Genomic DNA, 22901 nt, shown 5'->3' on the forward strand with positions numbered 1-22901 from the left:
GCTATGCAGCCACCATCTCAGGGGGAGGAAACACGATGAACAGCATCACCCGCCGTGGCGCGCTTGCGCTCGGTCTCGGCGCGCTCGCGATGCCCGCGCTGGCGCAGAACCGCACCGTGCGCTTCGTCGTGCCCTATCCGCCGGGCGGCACCACCGACCTCACCGGGCGCCTGATCGCGCCGAAGGCGGCCGAGGCGCTCGGCCAGACCTGGGTGATCGAGAACCGTTCCGGCGCGAATGGCGCGGTGGGCGCGGAGGCGGTGGCGCGCAGCGCGGCGGATGGCAACACGCTACTCTACTCGAACGAGGTGCTGACCGTGCTGCCCTTCGTGCAGCGCAACGTGCCCTTCGACCTGCAGGCCGATTTCACCCCGGTCGCGCGCACCGTCTCGATCCCCTATGTGATGATCGGCACGCCCGGCCTGGCGCCGCGCGACCTGGCCTCGCTGCTCGCGGCGCTGCGCGCGAAGCCCAACGACTTCTCCTTCGCCGGCTCCTCGCTCGGCTCGGTGGGCCAGCTTGCCACCGCGGCGCTGTGGCAGAAGCTCGGCGTCGAGACGACCTTCGTCTCCTACCGGGGCACAGGCCCGGCGATCAACGACCTCGTCGCGGGTTCGGTCAGCCTGTTCATCGCACCCGTCGGGCCGGCCGTACCGCTGATCCGCGACGGCCGCGCCCGCGCCTATGCCGTCACCAGCGCCCGGCGCGAGGCGGTGCTGCCGGATGTGCCGACCCTGGCGGAATCCGGCTTTCCCGACCTGGTCTATGAAGGCTGGTGCGGCATGTGGGCGCCGAAGGGCCTCGCGGCCGATCTCACGGCGCGGATCAACGCCGCGGTGAATGCCGGTGCGAACGACCCGGCGGTGAAGGAACGCATGGCGGGCCTGGGCCTCACTGCGCTGAACGAGACGCCGCAGCGCTTCGCCGAGATCATCGCCGCGGAGATCCCGCGCAACCGCGATCTGGTCGCCGCCGCCCGCATCCAGCCGCAGTAGCCCGCGTCGCCGCTTTCTCCCTCCCCCGCATGGGGGGAGGGTCGGGGTGGGGGTAAGCGCGCCTCTGCTGCCCAGGCGCGTCCTTCAGCCCCGCCCGCCGCGCCGCGCGGCGCTCGCCGGCGGCGTCGCGCCCGGCGGGCGACCCGCATCGAAGCCAAGGAAGCCGATATCCGGCTGCGGCGCACCGCCGTCATTCGCCCAGAGCCGCGCTGAGCGGGGCAGCGAAGGCTGGGACTGCTGTCGCGAGGAGGCACGCGCCGCCGCCGTCAGCGCGGCGTCGCGCCGCGCCTGGTTCGCGGCGGGCCGCTGTGCCGGCGCGGCGTCGGGCGGCGGCGCCTGCAGGCCGAGCGGGCCGGGCGCGGGCGGCGGGCTGCTGCCACCCTGCGCCATGTCGCGGGCCGAGAGCAGGTAGAAGGCGATCTCGTGCCGTCCCTGATCCACTGCCGCGTCGATCGGGCTCAGGCCGAGTGCGTTGCGCGCGCTGAGATCCGCCCCGCGCGAGACGGCATCCCGCGCCGCGGCAAGGTCCCCGCGGGCGATGGCATCGAACAGCGCGGCGTTGGGCGACAGGGTCGCGTTGCCCTCCCCCGGCGGGATCGGCGCCGGGCTCGGACGGGCGGAGATGCCGGGAAGCGCCGGCGCCGGGGCGCTTCGGACCTGCGGGGCCTGCTGCGGACGGATCATCCCGGGGCCGCTGCCCTGGGCCGCCGCGTCGGGAGCAGGCAGCAGTCCCGGCATGGCCAGCAGCGGGGCGAGGAGTGTGAGGCGGAGGGCAGCGCGCATGCCGCGAAACTAGGCGGCCAGTGGGGGCGAGGGAAGGCCGTTCCGCCGGTTCAGCAGCCCTGTCCGCGGAAGGTGAAGTTCTCCACCACCTGGTTGCGGAGGATGAAGGTGACGTCGCAGGTGACGGTGGCGTAGCTCGCCGGGGCCGGCCAGCCGCCGCGATAGCCCCAGGGGCCCCACATCGGCGCATAGGCGGGCGCAGCCACGGGGATGACGCTGCGCTGCTCGAACAGCAGGAAGCGCCGCCCGTCCAGCTCATAGGTGCGGGTCGGCACGCCCAGCTCGCTCAGCAGGTCCAGTTCGCTGCGTCCGATCCAGACGGACAGCCGCTCCTGCAGGGTCGGCCCCTGGGCGCAGGCGGCCGCCAGCAGCGCCAGGGCCAGGGCGAGACCACGTGGCGCGGTCATCTCCCTTCCCGCCGCCAGGCCACCACCGCCAGGCCGAGCACCAGCGGCAGCGCCAGCCAGGGCGGCAGCAGCGGCACCGCGGTGATGCCGGTGACGGTGTGGTCGGCATTGCGCCGCAGCCCGATCCAGCCCGGACCATGGGTGTCGCGCCCGAGCGCCACGCGGCGCAGCTCCGGCAATGCGGGCGTCGCCTCGGCGCCGAGCCAGCGGATCGCGCCGCCGGTCGCATCGCTGACCGGGCGCAGCCGGTGATCGTCGGCGCGGAGGTCGGCGATCTCCAGCGGGTTGCCGGCCTCGGCCGCGGCGAAGGCGGTGCGACGGCCATCGGTGGCCTGCCAGACGCCCGGCGTGGTCGCGGGCATCTCCACCACGGCGCGGCCGCCCTGCGCCACGGGCGTGTGGCGGCTCGTGCTGCCATCGGGGGTGGTCACCGTGATCTCCGGCGGCGGGCCGGCCTCCAGGCTGCGCCGCAGCACGGTGAGCTGGCCGTGCTCGATGCGCGCCGTCAGGTCCTCCTCCTCCAGCTCAGGCTCCTTCATCGTCCAGTGGGCGATGCGGCGCAGCAGCTCGGCCTGCGGACCGCCGCCGTCATGGCCGCGCGACCAGAGCCAGATGTGGTCGGACAATACAAGCGCGACGCGCCCCTCGCCCACGCGGTCCAGCACCATCAGCGGCGTCCCGCCGGGACCATCCATCACCGTCGCGCCGGAACGTGCATCCGCGCGCAGCGCGCGGTACCAGCGGCCCCAGCTCGGATCTCCCGGCCCCTCGGCCGGGTTGGCGCCGGGCAGGTCCTCGGTCACCGGGTGCCGTGCACCGGTCGGGGTCACGCGCGGCCGGAAGGGCTGTTCGAGCAGTGCCGCCTGCGCCGCGCCCGGCCCGGTCGGCGGCCGCGCCGGCAGGATCTGGCCGAGCGGCGTGGCCGCCAGGCTGGTCGGGCCGAGGAATTCCGGCCCCACCGCCATCAGCAGCGCGCCGCCGCTGCGCACGTAGTCGGCGATGTTGCGCAGATAGACCGGCGGCAGCAGGCCGCGATTGGCGAAGCGGTCGAAGACGATCAGGTCGAAGTCGCGCAGCTTCACCTGGAACAGCTCGCGCACCGGGAAGGCGATGAGCGCCAGCTCGTGCAGCGGCGTCAGGTCGTCCTTCTCTGGCGGGCGCAGGATGGTGAAGTGGACCAGGTCCACATTGGGGTCGGCCTTCAGCAGGCGCCGCCAGGTGCGTTCCCCGGCATGCGGCTCTCCCGAAACCAGCAGCACCCGAAGGCGGTCGCGCACGCCGTTGATGCTGACCACGGCGCGGTTGTTGATCTCCGCGACCTCCCCGCCGCGCGGGTCGCCCGCGACGCCCGGCCGCGTCTCCGCCGTCATCTCCACCACGGTCGGGCCGCCGCGCTCGATGGTGAGCGCGATGCGGTGCTCGCGCCCGACGGGCACGGATTCGACGCGGGGCGTGCCGCCGTCGCGCCGGATGGACAGGCGCGCGGCACCGCCGGCGTTCGGCACGCCGAGATCCTCGACGACGACGCGCAGCTCCACCTGCCGTCCGACGATGCCGTAGCCCGGCGCCTCCACCACGCGGATGCGCCGGTCCACCTCGCCCTCGCGGCCCGGAAGCAGCAGGTGCAGCGGCGCGTCCAGCGTGGGTGCGGGCGGAATGTCGTGCACCTGGCCATCGCTCAGCGCGATCACGCCGGCCAGCCGCGCGCGCGGGATCTCCGCCAGCGCCCGCTCCATCGCGGTCCAGAGCCGCGTGCCCTGATTGCCCGCTTCCGGCACGTCCACCATGCGCAGTTCGAGTTCCGTCAGCCGCTTGGCGCGGGCCTCAAGCGCAGCGCGCGCCGCCTCGATCTGCGCGGCGCGGGGACCGAGCATGGCGCTGTCGCTGCGGTCCACGACCATCAGTGCGATGTCCGGTCGGGTCTCCCGCGTCTCCTCGACAAGACGCGGGTTGGCCAGAGCGAGGACCAGCGCCGCGAAGGCCGCGAGGCGCAGCAGCGCGCCGCGCGCGGGCAGGATGCGCCGCTTGCCCTCGGCGGTGGTGACGACGCGGATCAGCGCGGGCGCCAGCGCAAGCAGAGCGACGACGGCGAGCGCGATCAGCAGCCAGACGGGGATGACCGGCGCGAAATCGATGCCGGCGAGCACGTGGTTCATTTATCGAATGCCCTCAGACGCCGCGCGGCCGCTCCGCGGCCTTGGCTTGCGCGCCTCAGACATGGGACGCCAGGCGGGCAGGGCGTGAGCCGCGCGGGGCCGCTGTCGCGGCCTTCTGCCCTCAGACGCCGGGCGGCCGCTCCGCGGCCTTGGCTTGCGCGCCTCAGACGTGGGACGCCAGGCGGGCAGGGCGTGAGCCGCGCGGGGCCGCTGTCGCGGCCTTCTGCCCTCAGACGCCGGGCGGCCGCTCCGCGGCCTTGCCTTGCGCGCCTCAGACACGGTGTGCCGACGGGGCGGGGCGTGAGCCGCGCGGGGCGCTGCGCGGCCCAAGAGGTAGGGGGGCGCGCCATCAATTCCCCAGCCTTTCCAGGATGGCCGGCACATGGACCTGGTCGCCCTTGTAGTTGCCGGTGAGCGCGTACATCACAAGGTTCACGCCGAAACGGTAGGCCAGCGTGCGCTGCCGCGCGCCGCCGGGAATGGTGGCGTAGGGGTTGTTGCCGCGCGCATCCACGGCCCAGGCCGCCGCCCAGTCATGGCCGCCGATGATCACGGGGCTCACGCTGTCATTCGCGCGGTCCTGCTCCCGCGCCACCCAGACGCTGCCGCCAGTGAAGCGGCCCGGCAGGTCCTGGAGCAGGTAGAAGGCACGCTTCAGGACATGGTCCTCCGCCACCGGCGCAAGCGGCGGCACCGTCAGGTCGCGCGAGACCCGCCGCAAAGCGGCGCGGGAACCCGGAGAAAAACCCTCGCCGGAGCCCTCGTCGCGGGTGTCGAACAGGATGATCCCGCCTTGGCGCATGAAGGCGTTCAGCGCCGCCGCGGCGCGCGCATCGGGCTGCGGCGCATCGGGCAGCACCGGCCAGTAGAGCAGCGGGAAGAAGGAGAGGTCGTCCTGCCCCGGCGTCACGCCATGCGGATCGGCCAGCGCGGCGGCGGTGCGGCGGTTCACGAAATCGGAAAGCCCCACCAGGCCGGTGCGGGAGATCTCGTCCACCTCCGCATTGCCGGTCAGGACATAGGCCAGCCGCGTCGCCAGCGCGGCATTGCCCTCCGGCTGCGGCTGCGCCGCGGCGGGCATGGCCAGCAGCGGCGCGAGCAGCAGCGGCAGCATCACGCCGCGCGCCAGGGCCGCGCGTGGCCGCGCAAGCAAGCCCCGCAGCAGCAGCGAGACGATCAGATCCGCCACCAGCAGCAGCAGCGCCGCCGCCAGCAGCCACGGCCCGAGGTCGCGCTCCGCTGGCACGCCGCCGATCGCCTGAAGGCTCGACCCCGGCGGCGGCGCGGCCGCGACGCGCGGCGCGGGAATGCCGGCGCCGAGATTGAGCGCGCGGCGCTGCGTGGTCTCGCTGCCGGCCACGCCGAGCCCGTACCAGCCGGGCGGATGCCGCGGGGAAGGTGGCTCGGCCTCGATGCGGGACGCCGCGATGGGCTGGGCGCCGGCCAGCGGCGGGCCGAGCCGCCCGAAGCCGTCCAGCGTCTCCAGCGGCGCCAGCGGCGCTTCCCCATCCGCGCCGGCGACGCCGGCCGAGAGCGCGACGACACGCCGCAGCATGTCCACGAACAGGCCTGACAGCGGCAGGTTGGACCAGTCGGCATTGGCGGTGATGTGGAACAGGACGATCCGCCCCGCGCCGCGTGCTTCCTGCGTCACCAGCGGCGTGCCGTCCGCCAGCCGCGCCCAGGTCTTGCCGGTAAGGCGGGCGGAGGGCTCCGCCAGCACCTGCCGTTCGACCGTGACTTCCGAAGGGGGTGTGAGCGTGGCGAAGGGCGAGCCTTCGGGGAAGGGTGCCAGACGCTGCGGCTGCTCCCAGGAGAGTGCGCCGCCGATCTGCCGCTCGCCCGCCCGCAGCGGCACGGGGAGCAGCGGATCGGGCGCTTCCGCCACGCGCGGCCCGGCGAAGCGCAGCAGCGTGCCGCCTTCCTCCACCCAGCGCGCCAGGGCCTGCCGCTCGCGCTCCTCCGCGATGGGACGGTCGGCCAGGACCAGCACGGAGAGGCGGCGCTGCAGCAGTTCCTCCACCGTGCCGCGACGCATCTCCGCGAAGGGCGAGAGCGCGCGGTCGATGTAGAACAGCTCGCCGATCAGCGGGGCGTCGACGGCGGTGCTGGCGCCGCCGGCGATCAGCCCGACCGGGCGACGGCGGAAGCGCTCATCCAGCAGCACCGTCGCATTGGCGCCGTTCACCCCATCCAGGTCGAGCCGCACCACCTGGTTGCGGATCTCCAGAGGCAGGGGCAGCGCGGCCTCGGCCTCCGAAGCGCCGGCCGGCACCGGCACCACGGCGCGGTCGAGGGTGCGGCCATCGCCGGTGCGCGCCAGCACCACCGCTTCCGATGGCACCGGCAGCGGCGTGGTGCGCAGCGTGACGATGAGGCGGTCCGCCTCAGCGCGCGGCGTGGTCAGCACGCGGGTCGGGCGTCCTTCCGAGCGCGCGACGGTCAGCGCGCCGCCTTCGGCCAGGGCAGCGGCCAGGGGCGAGAAGCCGTCGCCCTCCCGCGCATGCTCGATCCCGTCGGCGACATAGAGCGCGGCGAAGGGGCCGGGATTCTGCTCCCGCCAGGCGGCGAGCGCCGCGAAGGCCGCGCCGCGATCCGGCGCCCAGGGCTTCGGCCGCAGCGCGGCGACGCGCCCGGCCATCTCCTCCGCCGGCATCAGACCGGTGGCGCGCAGCGCTTCCGGCCCCGCGGCGGGGGCGGTGAGCAGCAGCGCGGTGCGGCGGCCCTCCCGCGCGGCGGAGGTGAGCGCGGCTTCCACCGCGGCGGCGCGGTCCGGCCAATCGGCGCCGGCGGCCCAGCCATCATCCATCACGATCAGCAATGGGCCCGCCCCGCCCTGCGCGCCGGACGGTCCCCAGACCGGGCGGGCAAGGCCCAGGATGATCAGCGCCGCGGCGACCAGGCGCAGCAGCAGCAGCCACCAGGGCGTGCGCTGCGGAGTCTCCTCCGGCGCGGGCAGGTCGCGCAGCAGGCCGATGCCGGGGAAGTCCTGGCGCTTCGGCGCGGGCGGGGTGACGCGCAGAAGCCAGTAGAGGATCGGCAGCGCGGGAAGGGCGAGGAGCAGCCACGGGGCCGCGAAGGCAATGGGGCCGAGGGTCAGCATGGGGTGCGTCTGTCGTCACGAGTGCCGGCTGTCGGTCGGGCCCCCACCCCAGCCCTCCCCCGCACTGCGGGGGAGGGAGCGCCGGCGCAACCTGCTCCCTCCCCTGCGAAGCGGGGGAGGGTCGGGGTGGGGGCGCGACCGACCTCGATCGACCGAAAAAACATCACGCCGGCGCCAGCATCTGGTGCAGCGCCAGCAGCGCCGATTCCGGCGGCTGGTCCGTGCGATGCGTCGCGAAGGTCCAGCCGGCGGATTGCGCGATCGCGGCGAGGCCGGCGCGATGCCGCGCCAGACGTTCCGCATACAGCTCCCGCACCGCTTCCACGCGGGGCACCAGGGCAGGGGGCATCGCCGACTCGCCGACCTCCTCGAAGCGGACCCGGCCGGCATAGGGAAGCGTCTCCTCCGCCGGGTCCAGCACCTGCACCAGATGGCCTCGCACCCCCTGGGTGGCCAGCGCCCCGATCGCCTTGCGCGTCGCTTCCAGCGGTTCCCAGAAATCGCCGAACAGCACGGCGCGGGCATGGCGGGCGATTCGGGCATCCTCCGGCCGCGGCGCCATCTGCGGCAGCGATCCGGCGATGACCGGCAGCGCATGGCGCCCCGCGAAGGGGCGCGGCAGGCCGAACAGCCGCACCCGCTCGCCGCCGCGCAGCAGCAGCGAGGCCAGCGCCAGCAGCAGCAGTTCCGCGCGCAGCGTCTTGCTCGGCATCTCCTTCGAGGACCGCCACGCCATGCCCGGCCCGGTGGCGGCCCAGAGCGCGACCGTCTGCGCCGCCTCCCACTCCGTCTCGCGGATGAAGAGGCGGTCGGACTTGCCCGACTGCCGCCAGTCGATGCGGCTCGCCTGGTCGCCGGCGACATAGGGCCGGAACTGCCAGAAGGCCTCGCCGGGACCGGCGCGACGGCGGCCATGCAGGCCCGGCATCACCGTCGCGGCGACGCGCTCCGCCTGCACCAGCAGGGGCGGCAGGCTCGCGCCGAGCTGTTCCGCCCAGGGGACGACGAGGGCAGCCGGCGACCTAGCCAAGCTGCGCCTTCAGCCGGTCGAGGATTTCGGACAAATGGACGCCGTCCGCACGGGCGGAGAAGTTCAGCGCCATGCGGTGCCGCAGCACCGGCTCGGTCAGCGCCAGCACGTCCTCGATGCTGGGCGAGAGGCGCCCTTCCAGCACGGCGCGGGCGCGGGTGGCCAGCATCAACGCCTGCGCCGCGCGCGGCCCCGGCCCATAGGCCAGGTGGCGCCGCACATCCTCGAGCTCGGTCGTCTCGGGCCGGGCGCCACGCACCAGGCGCAGGATCGCCTCCACCACGCCCTCGCCCACGGGCATTCGGCGGATCAGGGTCTGCGCCGCCAGCAGCTCGGGCCCGCTCATCGCCTGGATGGGCTTCGCCTCGCTCGCGCCCGTCGTCGCCAGCAGCATCGCCCGCTCGGCGGCGAGATCGGGGTAGGAGACGTCGATCTCCAGCAGGAAGCGGTCGAGCTGGGCTTCGGGAAGGGGATAGGTCCCTTCCTGCTCGATCGGGTTCTGGGTGGCCAGCACGTGGAAGGGGCCGGGCAGGGGATGCACCTCGCCGGCGATCGCCACCTTGTGCTCCTGCATCGCCTGCAGCAGCGCCGACTGCGTGCGGGGGGAGGCGCGGTTGATCTCGTCGGCCATCAGCAGCTGGCAGAAGATCGGTCCCTTGATGAAGCGGAAATGGCGCTTGCCGTGCGCGTCCTCCTCCAGCACCTCGGAGCCGAGGATGTCGGAGGGCATCAGGTCCGGGGTGAACTGCACCCGCTTCGCGTCCAGCCCGAGAACGGTGCCGAGGGTCTCGACCAGCTTGGTCTTGCCTAGGCCCGGCACGCCGACCAGCAGCACATGGCCGCCGGAGAGAAGGGTGATCAGCGTGCGCTCCACGACCTGTTCCTGGCCGAAGATGACGCGGCCGATGGATTGGCGGACGCGGGCGAGGCGCTCGGCCAGGGCTTCCGCCTCGGCGACAAGCAATCTCGGTTCCGTGGGGTCTGCCACTTCAACCATGCGGGTGAGGCTCCCTATATCCGCAGCCGGTGCATATGGTCCGAGTATCCAACTTGCCCATCCGCTCCGCCAGCACGGTTACACCTTGTGTCAGGGGCGGGTGGCATGGCTGGTGGCGCGACGGTGGGCACGGGACGGCGCGGATGCTCGGACAGGGTGCGGGTACTTCACGGATGCGGGAACAGCCATGACGATCGGCCATCCGGAGAAGGCGCGGAACGGGCAGCAGGGACGCGGCGGCCCGCCCCGCCAGCGCCATGATTGCGGCGCCTTTCCCATGCGGATCGCCAAGGACGGCACTTGGTTCTACCGGGGCAGCCCGATCGGCCGGAAGGAGCTGGTCTGCCTCTTCGCCTCCGTCCTGAAGCGCGAATCGGACGGCGCCTATGTGCTGGAGACGCCGGTGGAGCGCGGCCGGATCGAGGTGGAGGACGCGCCCTTCGTCGCGGTCGAGATGTTCTGGCGCGACTGCGCCGATCCCTTCGTGCCCAACCCCAAGCCGCGGCAGTGCCTGACCTTCCGCACCAATCTCGACGAGATGGTCACCGCCGATGGCGACCACCCGATTCGCGTCGCCATCGACCCGAAGTCGCGCGAGCCGCGCCCCTACATCACCGTGCGCCCGGGGCTGGAAGCGCGGATCAACCGCGCGGTGTTCTACGAACTGGTCGCCCTTGCGCAGCCGGAGACGCTCGACGGGCGGGAAGTGCTGGGCGTGTGGTCCGAGGGCGTGTTCTTCCCGATCGACGAGGCGCCGGCCGAGATGGGCCTCCGCCGCGCCGCGGAGTGAAACCGCTTCTCACGCGCGAGCATATCGCCGAGCGTCTCGCCGACCCCCTGGCCCTCGCGCGCGCGGCCCCGACCTTCTCCGACGATGCCGAGGCCGCTTCCCTGGCGGGTGGCCTGCGCGAGGCCGCGGTGCTGGTGCCCATCGTCTGGCACGACGCCACGCCCTCCATCCTGCTGACGTTGCGCTCCGAGCGCCTGACGGCGCATGCCGGCCAGGTCGCCTTTCCCGGGGGGCGGCTGGAGCGCGGCGAGACCGCCGAGGCCGCGGCGCTGCGCGAGGCCGCCGAGGAGGTCGGGCTGGATCCTCGTCTGCCGGTCATCGCCGGGCAGTTGCCGGAGCACCTCACCGGCACCGGGTTCCGGGTGACGCCGGTGGTCGCCTTCCTCGATCCGCCGCTGACCCTCACCCCCGATCCCGGCGAGGTCGCGGCGATCTTCGAACTGCCGCTGGCGACCGTGCTCGACCCCGCGGCGCCGGAACGCCGCAAGGCGGATTTCCGCGGACGCCTGCGGGAATTCTGGGTCTGGCCGCATCCCGAGCACCTGATCTGGGGCGCCACCGCGACCATGCTGGTGAGCCTGGCGCGCGTCCTTCGGGACTGAAGCGGGGTGCCGGTCCCGGCCAGGGCCTCTATATCCGACTCATGGCCGCCGTCATTGCTGTCCTGCTCACGCTGCTGCCCTTCGCGCTCTATGTCGCCTGGCGACGCTATGGGCCGAGCACCGGCGAACCTTCCTCCGGCATGGTGGTGTCGTTGCTGCTGGGCGTCGGGCTGATGCTCGGGGTCGCGGTGTGGTGGGGGCTGTCGCGCAGCTTCGATCCGCAGGGGCAATACGTGCCTGCCGTGCTCGGCCCGGATGGCCGCGTGCAGCCCGGCCATGCGGAGCCGCGCCCGTGACCATCGGCGGGGACGATCCGCCGCAGGCACGCATCGCCCCGCCCGCCTTCCTCTCCGATCCCGCCCCGGCCGCGGTGCTGGCCGCACTGCCCGGCGCGCGCGCCGTCGGCGGCTGCGTGCGCGATGCGTTGGCCGGGCGGGCCGTGCATGACGTGGACGTCGCCGCGCCGCTGCCGCCGGCCGAGATCGTGGACAGGCTGCGCGAGGCCGGGCTGAAGGTGTTCGAGACCGGGCTGGCGCATGGCACCGTCACCGCCGTGCTGCAGCACCAGCCGGTGGAGGTCACCGCACTGCGCCGCGACATCGCCACGGATGGCCGCCACGCCGAGGTGGAATGGACCACCGACTGGCGCGAGGACGCGGCCCGGCGCGACTTTTCCATCAATGCCATGTCCTGCGACGCGGCGGGCAACCTCTGGGACTATTTCGGCGGGCGGGAGGATCTGGCGGCGGGGCGGGTGCGCTTCGTCGGCGATGCCGCGACCCGGCTTGCCGAGGACTACCTTCGCGCGCTGCGATTCTTCCGGTTCTGGGCGCGCTACGGCCGTGGCGCGGCCGATCCGGCGGCGCTCGCGGCGATCGCCGACGCGGTGGAGGGCTTCCGCGTCCGCATCGCGCCCGAGCGGATCTGGATGGAGCTGAAGCGCCTGCTGCAGGCGCCCGACCCGGTGCCGGCCATCGCGCTGATGGAGGGCACCGGGCTGCGCGCGGCGGCGCTGCCGGAAGCGGGTCCGGTCGAGTCGCTGCGCCGGCTGATCGCGCTCGGTGCGCCGGCGGACCCGCTGCTGCGGCTGGCGGCGTGGCTGCCCTTCGGGGCAGGCGTCGTACCGGGCCTGGCGCGGCGGCTGCGGCTGTCCGGCGAGGAGCGCGGGCGGCTGATGGCGCTGTGCGAGTCGTTGGAGTCGCGGCCCCCACCCCAACCCTCCCCCGCAAGCGGGAGAGGGAGTGTGTCGCTCGGGGCCACCGGGCTCCCTCTCCCGCGGAGCGGGGGAGGGCGGGGGTGGGGGGAGGACGACGCCGCGCTCCGCCGCGTCCTCGCCACGCGCCCGAAGCGGCAGGCGCTCGACGAAGCCTGGCTTGCCGAGGCCCGCGACGGCCACGACCGGGCCGGACTCCGCGCGCGCATCGCCGCGATGGACGCACCTGTCTTTCCGCTGTTCGGCCGCGACCTCGTGGCGCGCGGCGTCCCGCCGGGACCGGCCGTCGGCGCCCTGCTTACCGGTCTGAAGTCCTGGTGGCTCGACTCCGGCTGCACCGCGACTCGCGCGGAGCTTCTGGACGAACTGGAGCGCCGGAAAGATGCCGGGGCGGCGGACGGGCCCGCCGCCCCGGCTGGAGGAAAGCCGGCGGGGACCTGACAGATCCGCCGACGCTTCGGAACAAAACTAGAACTAGCGCATCCCCGCCGCGAAGGCAAGCCCCTCGCGCCGCCCCCCTCTCCAGGCTAGACCGCGGGCCATGGCCCGCCCTGCCTTCGATGCCGCCTCCCTCCCGCTGGTCCGGCGGCTCTGGCGGGAGCATGTCAGCCAGCATCCGCGCCTGCTGATCCTCGCGACGGTCTGCACCATCGGCGTGGCCGGCTTCACCGCGCTCTATCCCCTCATCATCCAGCAGGCCTTCAACCGCTTCACCGAGGGCGATCCGAACGTCGTCTGGTACCTGCCGCCGATCATCATCGCGGTCACCTCCGGCAAGGCGCTGTTCCAGTTTGGCCAGGCGGTCGCCACGCAATCCGTCGTGCTGCGGGTGATCGAGGGCATCCAGCGCCGCCTGTTTGCCGCGCTGACCCGCGCCGACCTCGCGCAGGTCGCCCGCGTCGCCCCGGCCAGCAACGCCGCGCGCTTCACCACCGATGCCGGCCTGATCCGGGAGGCGCTGACCAAGGCGATCAGCGGCGTCGCCGATGTCTTCACCATCATCGGCCTGGTCGGCTCGATGCTGTGGATGGACTGGAAGATGGCGCTGCTGGCCGCGGCACTCTATCCCGTCGCCGCCGTACCGATCCTGCGCATCGGCAAGCGCATCCGGCGCGCATCCGCTGGCATGCAGGACCGCGTGGGCGAGACCGCGGCGCTGCTGACCGAAAGCTTCGGCGCCGCGCGCGTGGTGCGGACCTATCGCCTGGAACAGGCGGAGCAGGCGCGCGCCGACGCCGCCTTCGAACGCCTGCGTGAGAGCACCTACACGATCCAGCGCAACCGCGCCCGGCTCGACCCCGTGCTGGAGGCGCTTGGCGGCCTGGCGGTGGCGGGCGTGCTGGGCTTCGTCGGCTGGCGCGTGGCGGAAGGGCTCGGCACGATCGGCGACTTCACCGGCTTCGTCGCCGCGCTGCTGATCGCGGCGCGCCCGGTGCGCGCGCTCGGCAGCCTGAACGCCGCGCTGCAGGAAGGACTGGCGGGGCTTTCGCGGGTCTACGCCACGGTGGACGACAAGCCGCGCATCCAGGATGCGCCCGATGCGCGCCCGCTGCCGGAGGGCCATGGCCGGATCGTCTTCGACGCCGTCGGCTTCGCGTATGAGGGCGTGCCCGACGCCGCGCTGCGCGATCTTTCGTTCCTGGCCGAGCCCGGCCGGACCGTTGCCCTTGTGGGGCCTTCGGGCGCGGGGAAATCCACGGCGCTCGCGCTGGTGCCGCGGCTCTATGACGTCACGAACGGACGCATAACGCTGGATGGCGCGGACCTGCGCGGCGTGACGCTCGCCTCGCTGCGCGACGCGATCGCCTATGTCGGCCAGGACGCGGTGATCTTCGACGACACCGCGCTGGCCAACATCGCCTGCGGCCGCCCCGGCGCGACCCGCGCGGAGGTGGAGGACGCGGCCCGCGCCGCCGCCGCGCATGATTTTCTTTCCACGCTGCCGCAGGGCTACGACACGGTGCTTGGCCCCGGCGGGCAGCGGCTGTCCGGCGGCCAACGTCAGCGCGTGGCGCTCGCCCGCGCCCTGCTGCGCAACCCGCGCGTGCTGCTGCTGGACGAGGCGACGAGCGCGCTCGACGCCGAGAACGAGGCCCTGGTGCAGGAGGCGATCGGGCGGCTCCGCGCCGGTCGCACGACCCTGGTGATCGCGCATCGCCTGTCGACCGTGCGCGATGCCGACCTGATCGTGGCCATGGAGAATGGCAGCGCGGTGGAACAGGGCACCCATGCCGAGCTCATGGCGCGCGAAGGATTGTACGCGCGGCTGGTCCGCACCCAGGCCTTCGTGGCGTAGAGCGGCGGCATTCCGTGATTGCCAGCCGAGCGACCGCGTGCTGGGTTGTGCCTGCGCGTGTGTTTCGCGCAATGGTTGAGTGAGCGAGGGCTTGGCGAGCAACGGACCCCATCTGCCGGCGCTTGATGGCCTGCGTGGCGTCGCGGCGATGTGGGTCTTCGCCCTGCATCTCTTCGACGAGGGCAGCGGCCATGCCTCGCCCGGCTATCTCGGCGTCGATGTCTTCTTCGTCCTGTCCGGCTTCGTGCTGTCGCATGCCTATGGCCGGCGCCTGAAGGACACCGGCGACTATGCGCGCTTCCTTCGCGCCCGCCTGGCGCGCATCTACCCGCTGCACCTGCTGACGCTTCTGGTCGTCGGCGCGCTGGTGCTGCTCTGGCCCGGCTTCGCCGCCTCCTATGGCGATGTCGAGGAGCGCTTCGGCCCCGCCGCCTTCGTCGCGCAGCTCCTGCTGGTGCAGAACTGGGCGTATTTCCTGCCGACCTCCTTCAACACCCCCGCCTGGTCGCTGAGCGCGGAATGGGCGGGCTACCTGGTGTTCCCGGCCTTTCTCCTGATCGCCGCGCGCGGGCGGCATCCCTTCTGGCTCGCCACGGGCTGCATGGCCTGCCTGGCTGCGCTGCTGCTGCTCTGGGGCGTCGAGGAAGGCGGCACGGGATCGCCGGGCATGCTGCGGATGGCCTTCGGCATCCTCGCGGGCTGCCTGGTGCATCGGGCCTATGTCGCGGGCTACCGGCTGCCGCCGGTTCCGGCCTCCCTGGCCATCCTGCTGCTGCTGGCCCTGGCCCATATCCCGGATGCGTCGCTGATCGGCCTGCTCGGCTTCCCGGCGCTCGTGCTGCTCTGCGCCCGCGGCGACGGTCCCCTGGCGCGGGTCTGCGGCGCACGGCCGGTCGTGTGGCTCGGCGTGATCTCCTACTCGATCTATCTCTGGCACTGGATCGTGATCCAGGTGGCCGTTCGCCTGCCCTGGCCGGACGCGGCCGAGCCGGTCCAGCCGCTTGTCATCGTCGCCGTCGTGATCGGGCTCAGCGCCGCGTCCTATGCCTGGGTCGAGAAGCCGGTGCGTGCGCGCGTCATGCGTGGTGGCCAGGCGGCCGCGGCCACACCCGCGCATGGCGCGCCCGTCGAGGCGGAGCTATCCCGGCGCCTGCCCTGAGGCGGCGGTCATGGCCGCCCCGCAAGGAGAGGCCGAGCCGATGCGCCAGGACTTCCCCGATCCCGACCTGCTGCACCCCATCCCCGCCACGCCGCGCGTGGTCCAGCTCGCCCCGCTGATCGCTTCGCAGGACGCGGTCGCCAATGTCTCTGCCGGGCGCTTCAGCTATTACGACGACCCGGAGCACGCGACCGGCTTCCTGGCGCGCAACGTCCTCTACAATTTCGGCTTCTCCGGCGCGCGGCTCGAGATCGGCAGCTTCTGCGCCATCGCGACCGGCGCGCGCTTCGTCATGCCGGATGCGATGCATGCGATGGGCGGCGTCTCCACCTTTCCCTTCGCGATCCTGGGCGGCGCCTTCGCCGCCGGGCTCGATCTCGGCGCCTATCCCTTTCCGCAGGCGCGCGACACCGTCATCGGCCACGATGTCTGGATCGGGATGGAGGCGCTGGTGATGCCGGGCGTGCGCATCGGCCATGGCGCGGTGGTGGCGGCGCGCGCGGTGGTGACGCAGGACGTGCCCGACTATGCCGTGGTCGCCGGCAACCCCGCCCGCGTGGTGCGCCGGCGCTTTCCGGAGGATGAGGCGGCGCGGCTCGTCGCGCTCGGCTGGTGGGACTGGCCGGTGCAGCGCATCGCCGCCGCGATCCCGGCCCTGGTGCAGGGCGGCATCGCCGCGCTGGAGCGGGCCGCCGCCCGGCATTGACTCCCGGCGTGGATGCGAAAGACCATTGCGCGTCTGCAAACAGGGAGCCGACAAAGATGTCCTGGGGACGAGGCCTTACGGCCGCGGCCGTCGCCGCCTGCGCCGCCTTCTTCACCACGCCGGCCTCGGCCGGTCCGACGCTCGACGCGATCCGCGCGCGCGGCCAATTGGTCTGCGGCATCCACACCGGCGTCGCCGGCTTCGCGCTGCCGGACAGCCGCGGCACCTGGCAGGGGATGGATGTCGATCTCTGCCGCGGGCTGGCGGTGGCGATCTTCAACGACGCGTCGAAGGTGCGCTTCGTGCCGCTCTCCTCCTCCACGCGCTTCACGGCGCTGGGCTCGGGCGAGATCGACGTGCTGTTCCGCACCTCGACGCAGACGATGCTGCGCGACACCACGCTCGGCCTGCGGCATGCGGTGACCTATTTCTACGACGGCCACGGCTTCATGGTGCGCGCCAATCTCGGCGTGCAGAAGGTGGCGGAGCTCAACGGCGCGACGATCTGCCTGATCCAGGGCACGACGAACGAGCAGGTGACCGCGGACTACTTCCGCAGCATCAACGTGCCGTTCCGCCCGGTGGTGTTCGAGCGCACCGACCAGGCCTCCGAGGCGCTGTCCGCCGGCCGCTGCGACGCCTTCGGCACCGATGCCTCGCAGCTTGCCGGCGTGCGATCCTCCATGCCGAGCCCGAACGACTGGACCATCCTGCCGGAGCGCTTCTCGAAGGAGCCCTACGGCGCGTATCTGCGCCGCGGCGACGACGAATGGTTCGACCTGGTGCGCTGGTACACCTATGCCGTCATCGAGGCCGAGGAGCAGGGCATCACCCGCGCCAATGCCGAGGAGCGGCGCCGCACCAGCGTGAACCCGAACACGCGCCGCCTGCTGGGCGTGACGCCGGAGCTTGGCCAGTCGCTGAAGCTCGATCCGCTCTGGGCCTACAACGTGGTCCGCGCGATGGGGAATTACGGCGAGATCTATGACCGCCATTTCGGCCCGCAGACCCCGGTGAACCTGCCGCGCGGCCCGAACCAGCTCTGGATGAATGGCGGCCTGATCTACGCGCTGCCGCTGCGCTGAGCGAAGCGGGCGCTGCGCCGCCGACAAGCCCTCTCCACCCGCAAGGGGGGAGAGGGTTGGGTGAGGGGGGGCGCCGAGGAGGCAGTCCGGCCTTCCTCGCAGGCGTCTTCCCCCAGCCGATCCCTTTGCCGCGAACGGGGGCCGCGCGTCCTACTCCCTGCGCAGCACCCCATCCACCAGCCGGTCGGCCCAGGCCTTGCTCGTGAAGGCCGCGCGCAGCGCCGCCTCGTCATAATCCTCCCGCACCCAGTCCAGGAACGGCTTCGGTCCGCGCGCCGCGACGAAGGCCGCGTATTCGCGGAAGAAGGCGTCGAGGATCCCCGTTCGGCTCGCCGCCACATGGCCGAAGCGCCAGTGCAACTGGTCGAGCGCCGCCTGGACCGGGCGCCCCTGCAGCAGCAGCCAGATCCCCGCGACCAGGCCCGTGCGGTCGGCGCCCGACTTGCAGTGGATCAGCAGCGGCTCCGGCATGTCGGCGAACAGGCCGGCGATGCGCAGGATGCGGTCCTTGTGCGGCGCGCCACGGCTCTCGAAGGGCGCATCGGCATGGATCAGGCCCAGCTCCCCGGCCCGCGCGCGCCCCAGCGCGTCCGACCCGCAATCCTGCCGGTGTCCGCGCAGATTGATGACGCTGCGCAGCCCGTGGCGGCGCTGCGCCTGGGCCAGTTGCCAGGGGAGCGGGTGGTTGGAGCGATACAGCCGGCCCGGCTCCACCACGCCCCAGTTGCGCCAGGACAGGCGCAGCAGGGCGTGATCCACCAGAAGGCTGTTGAGCCAGGCGCCGCGGCGGCCGGCCTGGGTCGAGAGGTCGGGAGGCACGGCGCCGATATGGCCGGGCCCGGCGCCGAAGGCCAGATGCCGCGCGAACGCGATGCGCGGCGGGGCGTTCTGGTCCCTCCATCACAGGGACAGGACGTCATGTCGAACAAGGCCAAGATGCCGCCGGTGCCGGCGGACCAGGTCAGCCCCGCCGGAACGGGCAGCGCCACGCCCGGAAAGGGAAGGCTGCCGCAGGAACAGGCGGAGCAGAACGCGGAATCCAAGAACCGCGAGACCGAGCAGCAGGGCCGCCAGGGCAACACCTGGCAGAACACGCACCACCAGGGCTACCAGCAGGATCGGTAGGGGATCGGCGGCAGGCGGAAGACCGGGGCAACCAGCCCCGGCCCCCGCCAACGCTGGCTACTCGACGCGGGCGCCGCTGACCCGCACCGCCTCGACCCAGCCCGGCCGGTCGCGGTCGGCGCGGGCGGACATCTCCTCCGGCGTGGACCACACGGCCAGGGCGCCGGCGCGGAGGAAGCGCTGCTTGAAGCTGTCCTCCGCGGCGATGCCGCGCAGCGCCTCGTTCAGCCGCGCGATGATCGGGCGCGGCGTGCCGGCGGGGAAGACAAAGCCCTGCCAGGAGGTCAACACGAAGTTGGGCACGCCCGCCTCCGCCATGGTCGGCACGTCCGGCATGGTCGGCCAGCGCTCGGCCGAGGTCACGGCCAGGCAGCGCATCCGGCCCTCGGTGATCACCGGAACGTAGCTGGCGAGGTTGTCCAGCGCGAAGTCGAGATCGCCCGAGAGCATCGCCGGGATGGTCTGCGCCGCGCCGCGGAACGGCACATGCGTCGCCTCGATGCCCAGGCGCGCGGCGAACAGCGCGCCGGAGAGATGCGGCGTCGTGCCGACGCCCGGCGAACCGTAGGAGATCCCGCCGCGCTTGGCCTTCGCCCAGGTGATGAACTCGCCGAGCGTCTTCGCCGGGTTGTGCTGCGCCGCGACGATGGCCGCGTTCGGCAGGTCCCAGGCGATGCCGGCGGGCACCAGGTCCTTTGCGGGGTCGTAGGGCAGGCGGGCATACAGCACCGGGTTGATGCAGAGATGCCCGACCGAGGCGATGGAGAACACCGACCCGTCCGGCGTGGACTTCGCCATCGCGTCGAGGCCGATATTGCCGCCGGCGCCCGCGCGGTTCTCCACCAGGAAATTCGCGCCGAGCACCGCCTGCAGACGCTCGGCGTAGAGCCGCACCAGCACGTCGGTGGAGCCGCCGGGCGGCCAGGGCACGATGATCCGCACATTGCCCGAGGGCCATTGCGGCTGGCCGAGCGCCGGCGCGGCAAGGGGTGCGGCCAGCGCGGTGGCGAGCAGGCTGCGGCGTGCGATCATCGGGCGTCTCCCTGTTGCTTGACGCCGCGTCGGTGGCACGGGGAGGGGCGCAAGGCAAGGTGCCGTGCCGCTCCCCGGCCTGCGCCGGAAGCCTGCCGCGGATCAGCCGTCCCGGCGTGCCTGCGCCGCCTTGTTCTGCTGGCTGACGCTGCCGACGCGGCCCGGATTGACGCCGCGATGGCCCTTCCCGCTCGGGTTGGCGCGCATGCCGCGGCCGGCCGTCGGGCCGCCCTGCGGATGCGCGGCCCGCGCCGCCTGCTTGCGCGCCAGTGCCGCCCGCATCGCCGCGCGATGCTCCTCCCGCCGGCGCTCCTCGGTCAGCGCGTCGAAGCGGCTGTTCACGCGCTTCAGCGCCGCGGCATAGACCTGCTTGCGCTGCGCCAGCTTGCCGTGCTCGGCGGTCGCGGCGCGGCGGGCATCGCCCTTGCCGGACCGGGCGCGGCGGCCCTCGCGCAGCAGGTCGCGCGCCTTGGCATGGTGCTCGCGCAGGCGGTTCGCCAGGCTGCGCAGTTCCTCGGCGGGCAGCGCCTCGATCTCCGGGTAGTGGGTCGGTGCCACGACCTGATAGGCCGCTTCCCCGAGCAGGGCGCGCTCGTCGCGCTTGGTGGTCGCCATGTCTGAAGTCCTCCTCGCGCGCTGATACGGTGCCGGCGCGACCGGGTCCAGGCCCACCCTTCTCAGGCTTGGCCGAGGCGTTCCTGGCTGAAGGGGAGGCTGCGGATGCGCCGGCCGGTCAGCACCGCGAGCGCATTCGCCACCGCCGGCGGCACGCCCGGCACGCCGGGCTCGCCCACGCCGCCCATCGGCGCGCCGCTCTCCACGATGCGCACCTGCACGCGCGGCATCTCGGCGCGCGACAGGATGCGGTAGGTGTCGAAATTGCGCTGGCGCGGCCTGCCATCCTCGAACACCACCGCCTCGAAGGCGGCTGAGGACAGGCCGATGCAGACGGCGCTTTCCACCTGCGCCGCGACGATGGCGGGATTGACCACGCTTCCCGGATCGATCGCCACGAAGACCTCGTGCACCACCGCCGCCCCGTCGCGGACGGACACCTCCGCGATGGTCGCGACCTCCGAGCCGAAGGGCGAGGCCATGGCAAGGCCGCGCGCGCGGCGCGTGCCATCCGGCGTGTCGTAGGGCCCGCGCCGCCAGCCGCCCGAAAGCTCAACCACCGCGTCCAGCAGCGCGAGGTGCCGCGCGCTATGCGCCAGATGCGCCCGGCGGAAGGCCAGCGGGTCCTGCCCCGCGGCCTCGGCGACCTCGTCGAGGAAGGCCTCGTAGAAGAAGTCGTTCATCGAGTGCCCGACCGAGCGCCAGAAGCCGATGTTCACCGCATGCGGCACATGCACCCAGTCCACCCGGCGGTTCGGGATGTCGTAGGGCTTGCCGGCGAGGCCCTCCACCGCGCTGCTGTCCATCGGCGGGTTGCCGAGCCGCTCCGGGCCGAAATGCCGCGCCACCGGCCCTTCGCCGGGCACGGTCGCATGCAGCGCCACGATGCGGCCCTGCCCGTCCAGCCCCGCGCGCAGCCGTGCGAAGGACAGCGGCCGGTAGGCGTCGCGCGAGAACTCCTCCTCGCGCGTCCAGATCACCTTCACCGGCTTCTCCACCGCGCGTGCCAGGCGGATGGCCTGGTTCATCGGGTGCTGTGGGCCATAGGCGAAGTGCCGGCCGAAGAAGCCGCCGAGCAGCGGCGAATGGATGCGCACCTTTGCCGCCTCGATCCCCGCCTCGCGCGCGGCGATGCCCTGGAACAGCTCCGGCGCCTGGTTCGGCACCCAGGCATCCAGCGTGCCGTCGGCGTTGAAGCCCACCGTGGCAGAGGGCGGCTCGAGCTGGGCATGGGCGAGATAGGGCGCGTCGTAATCCGCCTCCACGCGCTGCGCCGCGGCCGCCAGCGCGGCCGGCGCGTCGCCGCGGAGGTCGCCGGCAGGGTTGCCGCCCGCATCGGCCTGCGCCCGCAGCAGCCCGAGATGCCCGGCGGAGGAAAAATCCTCCGGCACCACCGCCTGGCCGGAGAGCGCGGTCCAGACCACCTCCAGCTTCGCCGCCGCCTGGCGGGCGCGCCAGAAGCTGTCGGCCAGCACGGCCACCGCGCCGGGCAGGCGGTGGACGGAATGCACGCCGGGCATGGCGCGCAACGCCGCCTCGTTCAGCACCTCGCCCGGCTCGGCGCCCGCTCGCGGGGCGTGCCGCACCGCGGCCTGCAGCATGCCCTCCACCGCCATGTCGATGGCGTAGCGCGCCTGGCCGGTGGCCTTGGCGCGGCTGTCGAGCCGCGGCGCCGGGTGGCCGATCAGCCGGAACGGACCGGCCTTCGGCCGCGCATCGGCCGGCACGGGCAGCGCCGCGGCGTCCTGCGCCAGGGCGCCATAGGCAATGCGGCGGCCGGAGGGTGCATGCACGACGAAGCCCGGCTCGGTGCTGCATTCCGTCAACGGCACCGCCAGCCGTTCGGCCGCGGCCTGCACCAGCATCGCCCGCGCGGTGGCGCCGAGCAGGCGGAAATGCGCGTAGCTGCCGCGCACGGAGAAGCTTCCGCCGGTGACGCGGCGCGTGCCGCCCGCCAGCACCTGGTAGTCAGCGCCGGCGGGCGCCGTCTCGACCGCGAAGGCGTCGAGATCGGCGTCCAGCTCCTCCGCCACGATCTGCGCGACCGCGGTGTGGATGCCCTGGCCGCCCTCCGCGAAGGGGCTTTGGAGCGTGATGCGGCCATCCGGCGCGATGGCCAGATAGGCCGCGACCTTGCGCGCATGGGGCGTGGCCGGCGCCGGCTTTGCGCGCCCTTCGCGGCGCGGCAGGCCGATGGCCAGCACCAGCCCGCCGCCCAAGGCGCCGGCCAGCGCGGCACGGCGCGAGAGATTGCGCGCCCTCACGCCGGCTCCGCCGCGCGCCGCACCCCGGCGGCGATCGCGTTGTAGGTGCCGCAGCGACACAGATTGCTCATCGCGGCCTGGATTGCGGCCTCGGAGGGCCTCGGCGCCTGCTTCAGCAGGGCGGTGGCCGCCATCACCTGGCCGGACTGGCAGTAGCCGCATTGCGGCACGTCCAGCGCCACCCAGGCCTCCACCACGCGCCGCCCGACCGGATCGGCCTCGACCGCCTCGATGGTGGTGATGGCGCGCCCGCCGAGATCCGCCACCGGCAACTGACACGAACGTATGGCGACGCCGTCCACCAGAACCGTGCAGGCGCCGCATTGCGCGATGCCGCAGCCGTATTTCGTGCCGGTGAGGCCCAGCGTGTCGCGCAGCACCCAGAGCAGCGGCGTATCGCCTTCGACCTCCACGCGGCGCCGTTCGCCATTCACGGTGATCTCGACCATTCCCGGCCTTCTCCTGGACGCGCTCCCCGAAGGCGCCTGGCCGGCAAGGTGTCGCCCCCGGCGCAGCCTGTCGAGCGACGGCTTGTATCGGTGC

At 73.3% G+C, this 22901-nt stretch carries 21 protein-coding genes; 10 read left to right on the plus strand and 11 right to left on the minus strand.

The features are described from left to right. The first annotated feature begins 35 nt into the window (after positions 1–35). Positions 36–995 (plus strand): tripartite tricarboxylate transporter substrate binding protein, encoded by a 960-nt coding sequence (locus E4T13_RS26880; protein WP_137181422.1) that lies wholly within the window; start codon positions 36–38, stop codon positions 993–995. An 84-nt stretch (positions 996–1079) separates the two neighbouring features. On the opposite strand, the gene E4T13_RS30095 is transcribed toward E4T13_RS26880, so the two are convergent. The 6 genes from E4T13_RS30095 to E4T13_RS26910 all read right to left on the minus strand — a co-directional run bounded on the left by E4T13_RS30095 (position 1080) and on the right by E4T13_RS26910 (position 9471). Further along, positions 1080–1778 (minus strand): ankyrin repeat domain-containing protein, encoded by a 699-nt coding sequence (locus E4T13_RS30095; RefSeq protein WP_170985273.1) that lies wholly within the window; start codon positions 1776–1778, stop codon positions 1080–1082. Between the two features lie 50 nt (positions 1779–1828). Beyond that, positions 1829–2185: a hypothetical protein gene (locus tag E4T13_RS26890; RefSeq protein ID WP_137181423.1), complete on the minus strand. Its 357-nt coding sequence runs from the start codon at positions 2183–2185 to the stop codon at positions 1829–1831. After that, a complete protein-coding gene (locus E4T13_RS26895) occupies positions 2182–4341 on the minus strand; it encodes a hypothetical protein (protein ID WP_137181424.1) in 2160 nt (719 codons plus the stop codon). The genes E4T13_RS26890 and E4T13_RS26895 overlap by 4 nt, the downstream gene beginning before the upstream one ends. Positions 4342–4690: 349 nt before the next feature. Then, positions 4691–7444, minus strand: coding sequence for a DUF4159 domain-containing protein (locus tag E4T13_RS26900; protein ID WP_240791314.1), 2754 nt, complete (start codon positions 7442–7444; stop codon positions 4691–4693). A gap of 163 nt (positions 7445–7607) precedes the next feature. Then, positions 7608–8474: a DUF58 domain-containing protein gene (locus tag E4T13_RS26905; RefSeq protein WP_240791315.1), complete on the minus strand. Its 867-nt coding sequence runs from the start codon at positions 8472–8474 to the stop codon at positions 7608–7610. Continuing rightward, on the minus strand, positions 8467–9471 hold the full coding sequence (locus tag E4T13_RS26910) for a MoxR family ATPase (RefSeq protein ID WP_137181425.1): 1005 nt from the start codon (positions 9469–9471) through the stop codon (positions 8467–8469). Before E4T13_RS26910 ends, E4T13_RS26905 begins: the two co-directional genes overlap by 8 nt. A 193-nt stretch (positions 9472–9664) precedes the next feature. Here E4T13_RS26910 and E4T13_RS26915 point away from each other — a divergent pair, with 193 nt between their 5' ends. The 8 genes from E4T13_RS26915 (at position 9665) to E4T13_RS26950 (ending at position 17322) form a co-directional block, all read left to right on the plus strand. After that, a complete protein-coding gene (locus E4T13_RS26915; protein WP_170985332.1) occupies positions 9665–10261 on the plus strand; it encodes a DUF1285 domain-containing protein in 597 nt (198 codons plus the stop codon). Continuing rightward, positions 10258–10863 carry a CoA pyrophosphatase gene (locus E4T13_RS26920; RefSeq protein WP_137181427.1) on the plus strand — a complete coding sequence of 202 codons (606 nt, stop codon included), beginning with the start codon at positions 10258–10260 and terminating at the stop codon, positions 10861–10863. The genes E4T13_RS26915 and E4T13_RS26920 overlap by 4 nt, the downstream gene beginning before the upstream one ends. A 41-nt stretch (positions 10864–10904) precedes the next feature. Then, a complete protein-coding gene (locus tag E4T13_RS26925) occupies positions 10905–11159 on the plus strand; it encodes a hypothetical protein (RefSeq protein WP_137181428.1) in 255 nt (84 codons plus the stop codon). After that, complete coding sequence (locus tag E4T13_RS26930; protein WP_240791316.1) at positions 11156–12517, plus strand: CCA tRNA nucleotidyltransferase; 1362 nt, start codon at positions 11156–11158, stop codon at positions 12515–12517. The genes E4T13_RS26925 and E4T13_RS26930 overlap by 4 nt, the downstream gene beginning before the upstream one ends. A gap of 100 nt (positions 12518–12617) precedes the next feature. Next, the gene (locus tag E4T13_RS26935) at positions 12618–14372 is read left to right on the plus strand and encodes an ABC transporter ATP-binding protein (protein WP_137181429.1); all 1755 of its coding nucleotides are present in this window, start codon (positions 12618–12620) and stop codon (positions 14370–14372) included. Positions 14373–14451: 79 nt separating this feature from the next. Then, a complete protein-coding gene (locus tag E4T13_RS26940) occupies positions 14452–15531 on the plus strand; it encodes an acyltransferase (RefSeq protein WP_137181430.1) in 1080 nt (359 codons plus the stop codon). Between the two features lie 40 nt (positions 15532–15571). Continuing rightward, on the plus strand, positions 15572–16237 hold the full coding sequence (locus E4T13_RS30950; protein WP_137181431.1) for a CatB-related O-acetyltransferase: 666 nt from the start codon (positions 15572–15574) through the stop codon (positions 16235–16237). Positions 16238–16293: 56 nt separating this feature from the next. After that, positions 16294–17322 (plus strand): amino acid ABC transporter substrate-binding protein, encoded by a 1029-nt coding sequence (locus E4T13_RS26950; protein ID WP_137181432.1) that lies wholly within the window; start codon positions 16294–16296, stop codon positions 17320–17322. Positions 17323–17472: 150 nt separating this feature from the next. On the opposite strand, the gene E4T13_RS26955 is transcribed toward E4T13_RS26950, so the two are convergent. Then, a complete protein-coding gene (locus E4T13_RS26955) occupies positions 17473–18141 on the minus strand; it encodes a tyrosine-protein phosphatase (RefSeq protein WP_137181433.1) in 669 nt (222 codons plus the stop codon). A gap of 99 nt (positions 18142–18240) precedes the next feature. On the opposite strand from E4T13_RS26955, the gene E4T13_RS26960 reads away from it, so the two are divergent. Further along, positions 18241–18447 (plus strand): hypothetical protein, encoded by a 207-nt coding sequence (locus E4T13_RS26960; protein ID WP_137181434.1) that lies wholly within the window; start codon positions 18241–18243, stop codon positions 18445–18447. A 57-nt stretch (positions 18448–18504) separates the two neighbouring features. Here E4T13_RS26960 and E4T13_RS26965 read toward each other — a convergent pair whose 3' ends face one another. From E4T13_RS26965 to E4T13_RS26980, 4 genes are all read right to left on the minus strand, one after another. Beyond that, positions 18505–19479 carry a tripartite tricarboxylate transporter substrate binding protein gene (locus tag E4T13_RS26965; protein WP_137181435.1) on the minus strand — a complete coding sequence of 325 codons (975 nt, stop codon included), beginning with the start codon at positions 19477–19479 and terminating at the stop codon, positions 18505–18507. A 102-nt stretch (positions 19480–19581) separates the two neighbouring features. Continuing rightward, positions 19582–20094: a hypothetical protein gene (locus tag E4T13_RS26970; protein WP_137181436.1), complete on the minus strand. Its 513-nt coding sequence runs from the start codon at positions 20092–20094 to the stop codon at positions 19582–19584. 62 nt (positions 20095–20156) lie between these two features. Beyond that, positions 20157–22358, minus strand: a complete 2202-nt coding sequence (locus E4T13_RS26975) for a molybdopterin cofactor-binding domain-containing protein (RefSeq protein ID WP_240791317.1) — start codon at positions 22356–22358, stop codon at positions 20157–20159. After that, positions 22355–22807 carry a (2Fe-2S)-binding protein gene (locus tag E4T13_RS26980; RefSeq protein ID WP_137181437.1) on the minus strand — a complete coding sequence of 151 codons (453 nt, stop codon included), beginning with the start codon at positions 22805–22807 and terminating at the stop codon, positions 22355–22357. The genes E4T13_RS26975 and E4T13_RS26980 overlap by 4 nt, the downstream gene beginning before the upstream one ends. Positions 22808–22901: the final 94 nt, after the last annotated feature.

The organism is Roseomonas sp. AR75, assembly GCF_005222815.1.
Classification (GTDB): domain Bacteria; phylum Pseudomonadota; class Alphaproteobacteria; order Acetobacterales; family Acetobacteraceae; genus Falsiroseomonas.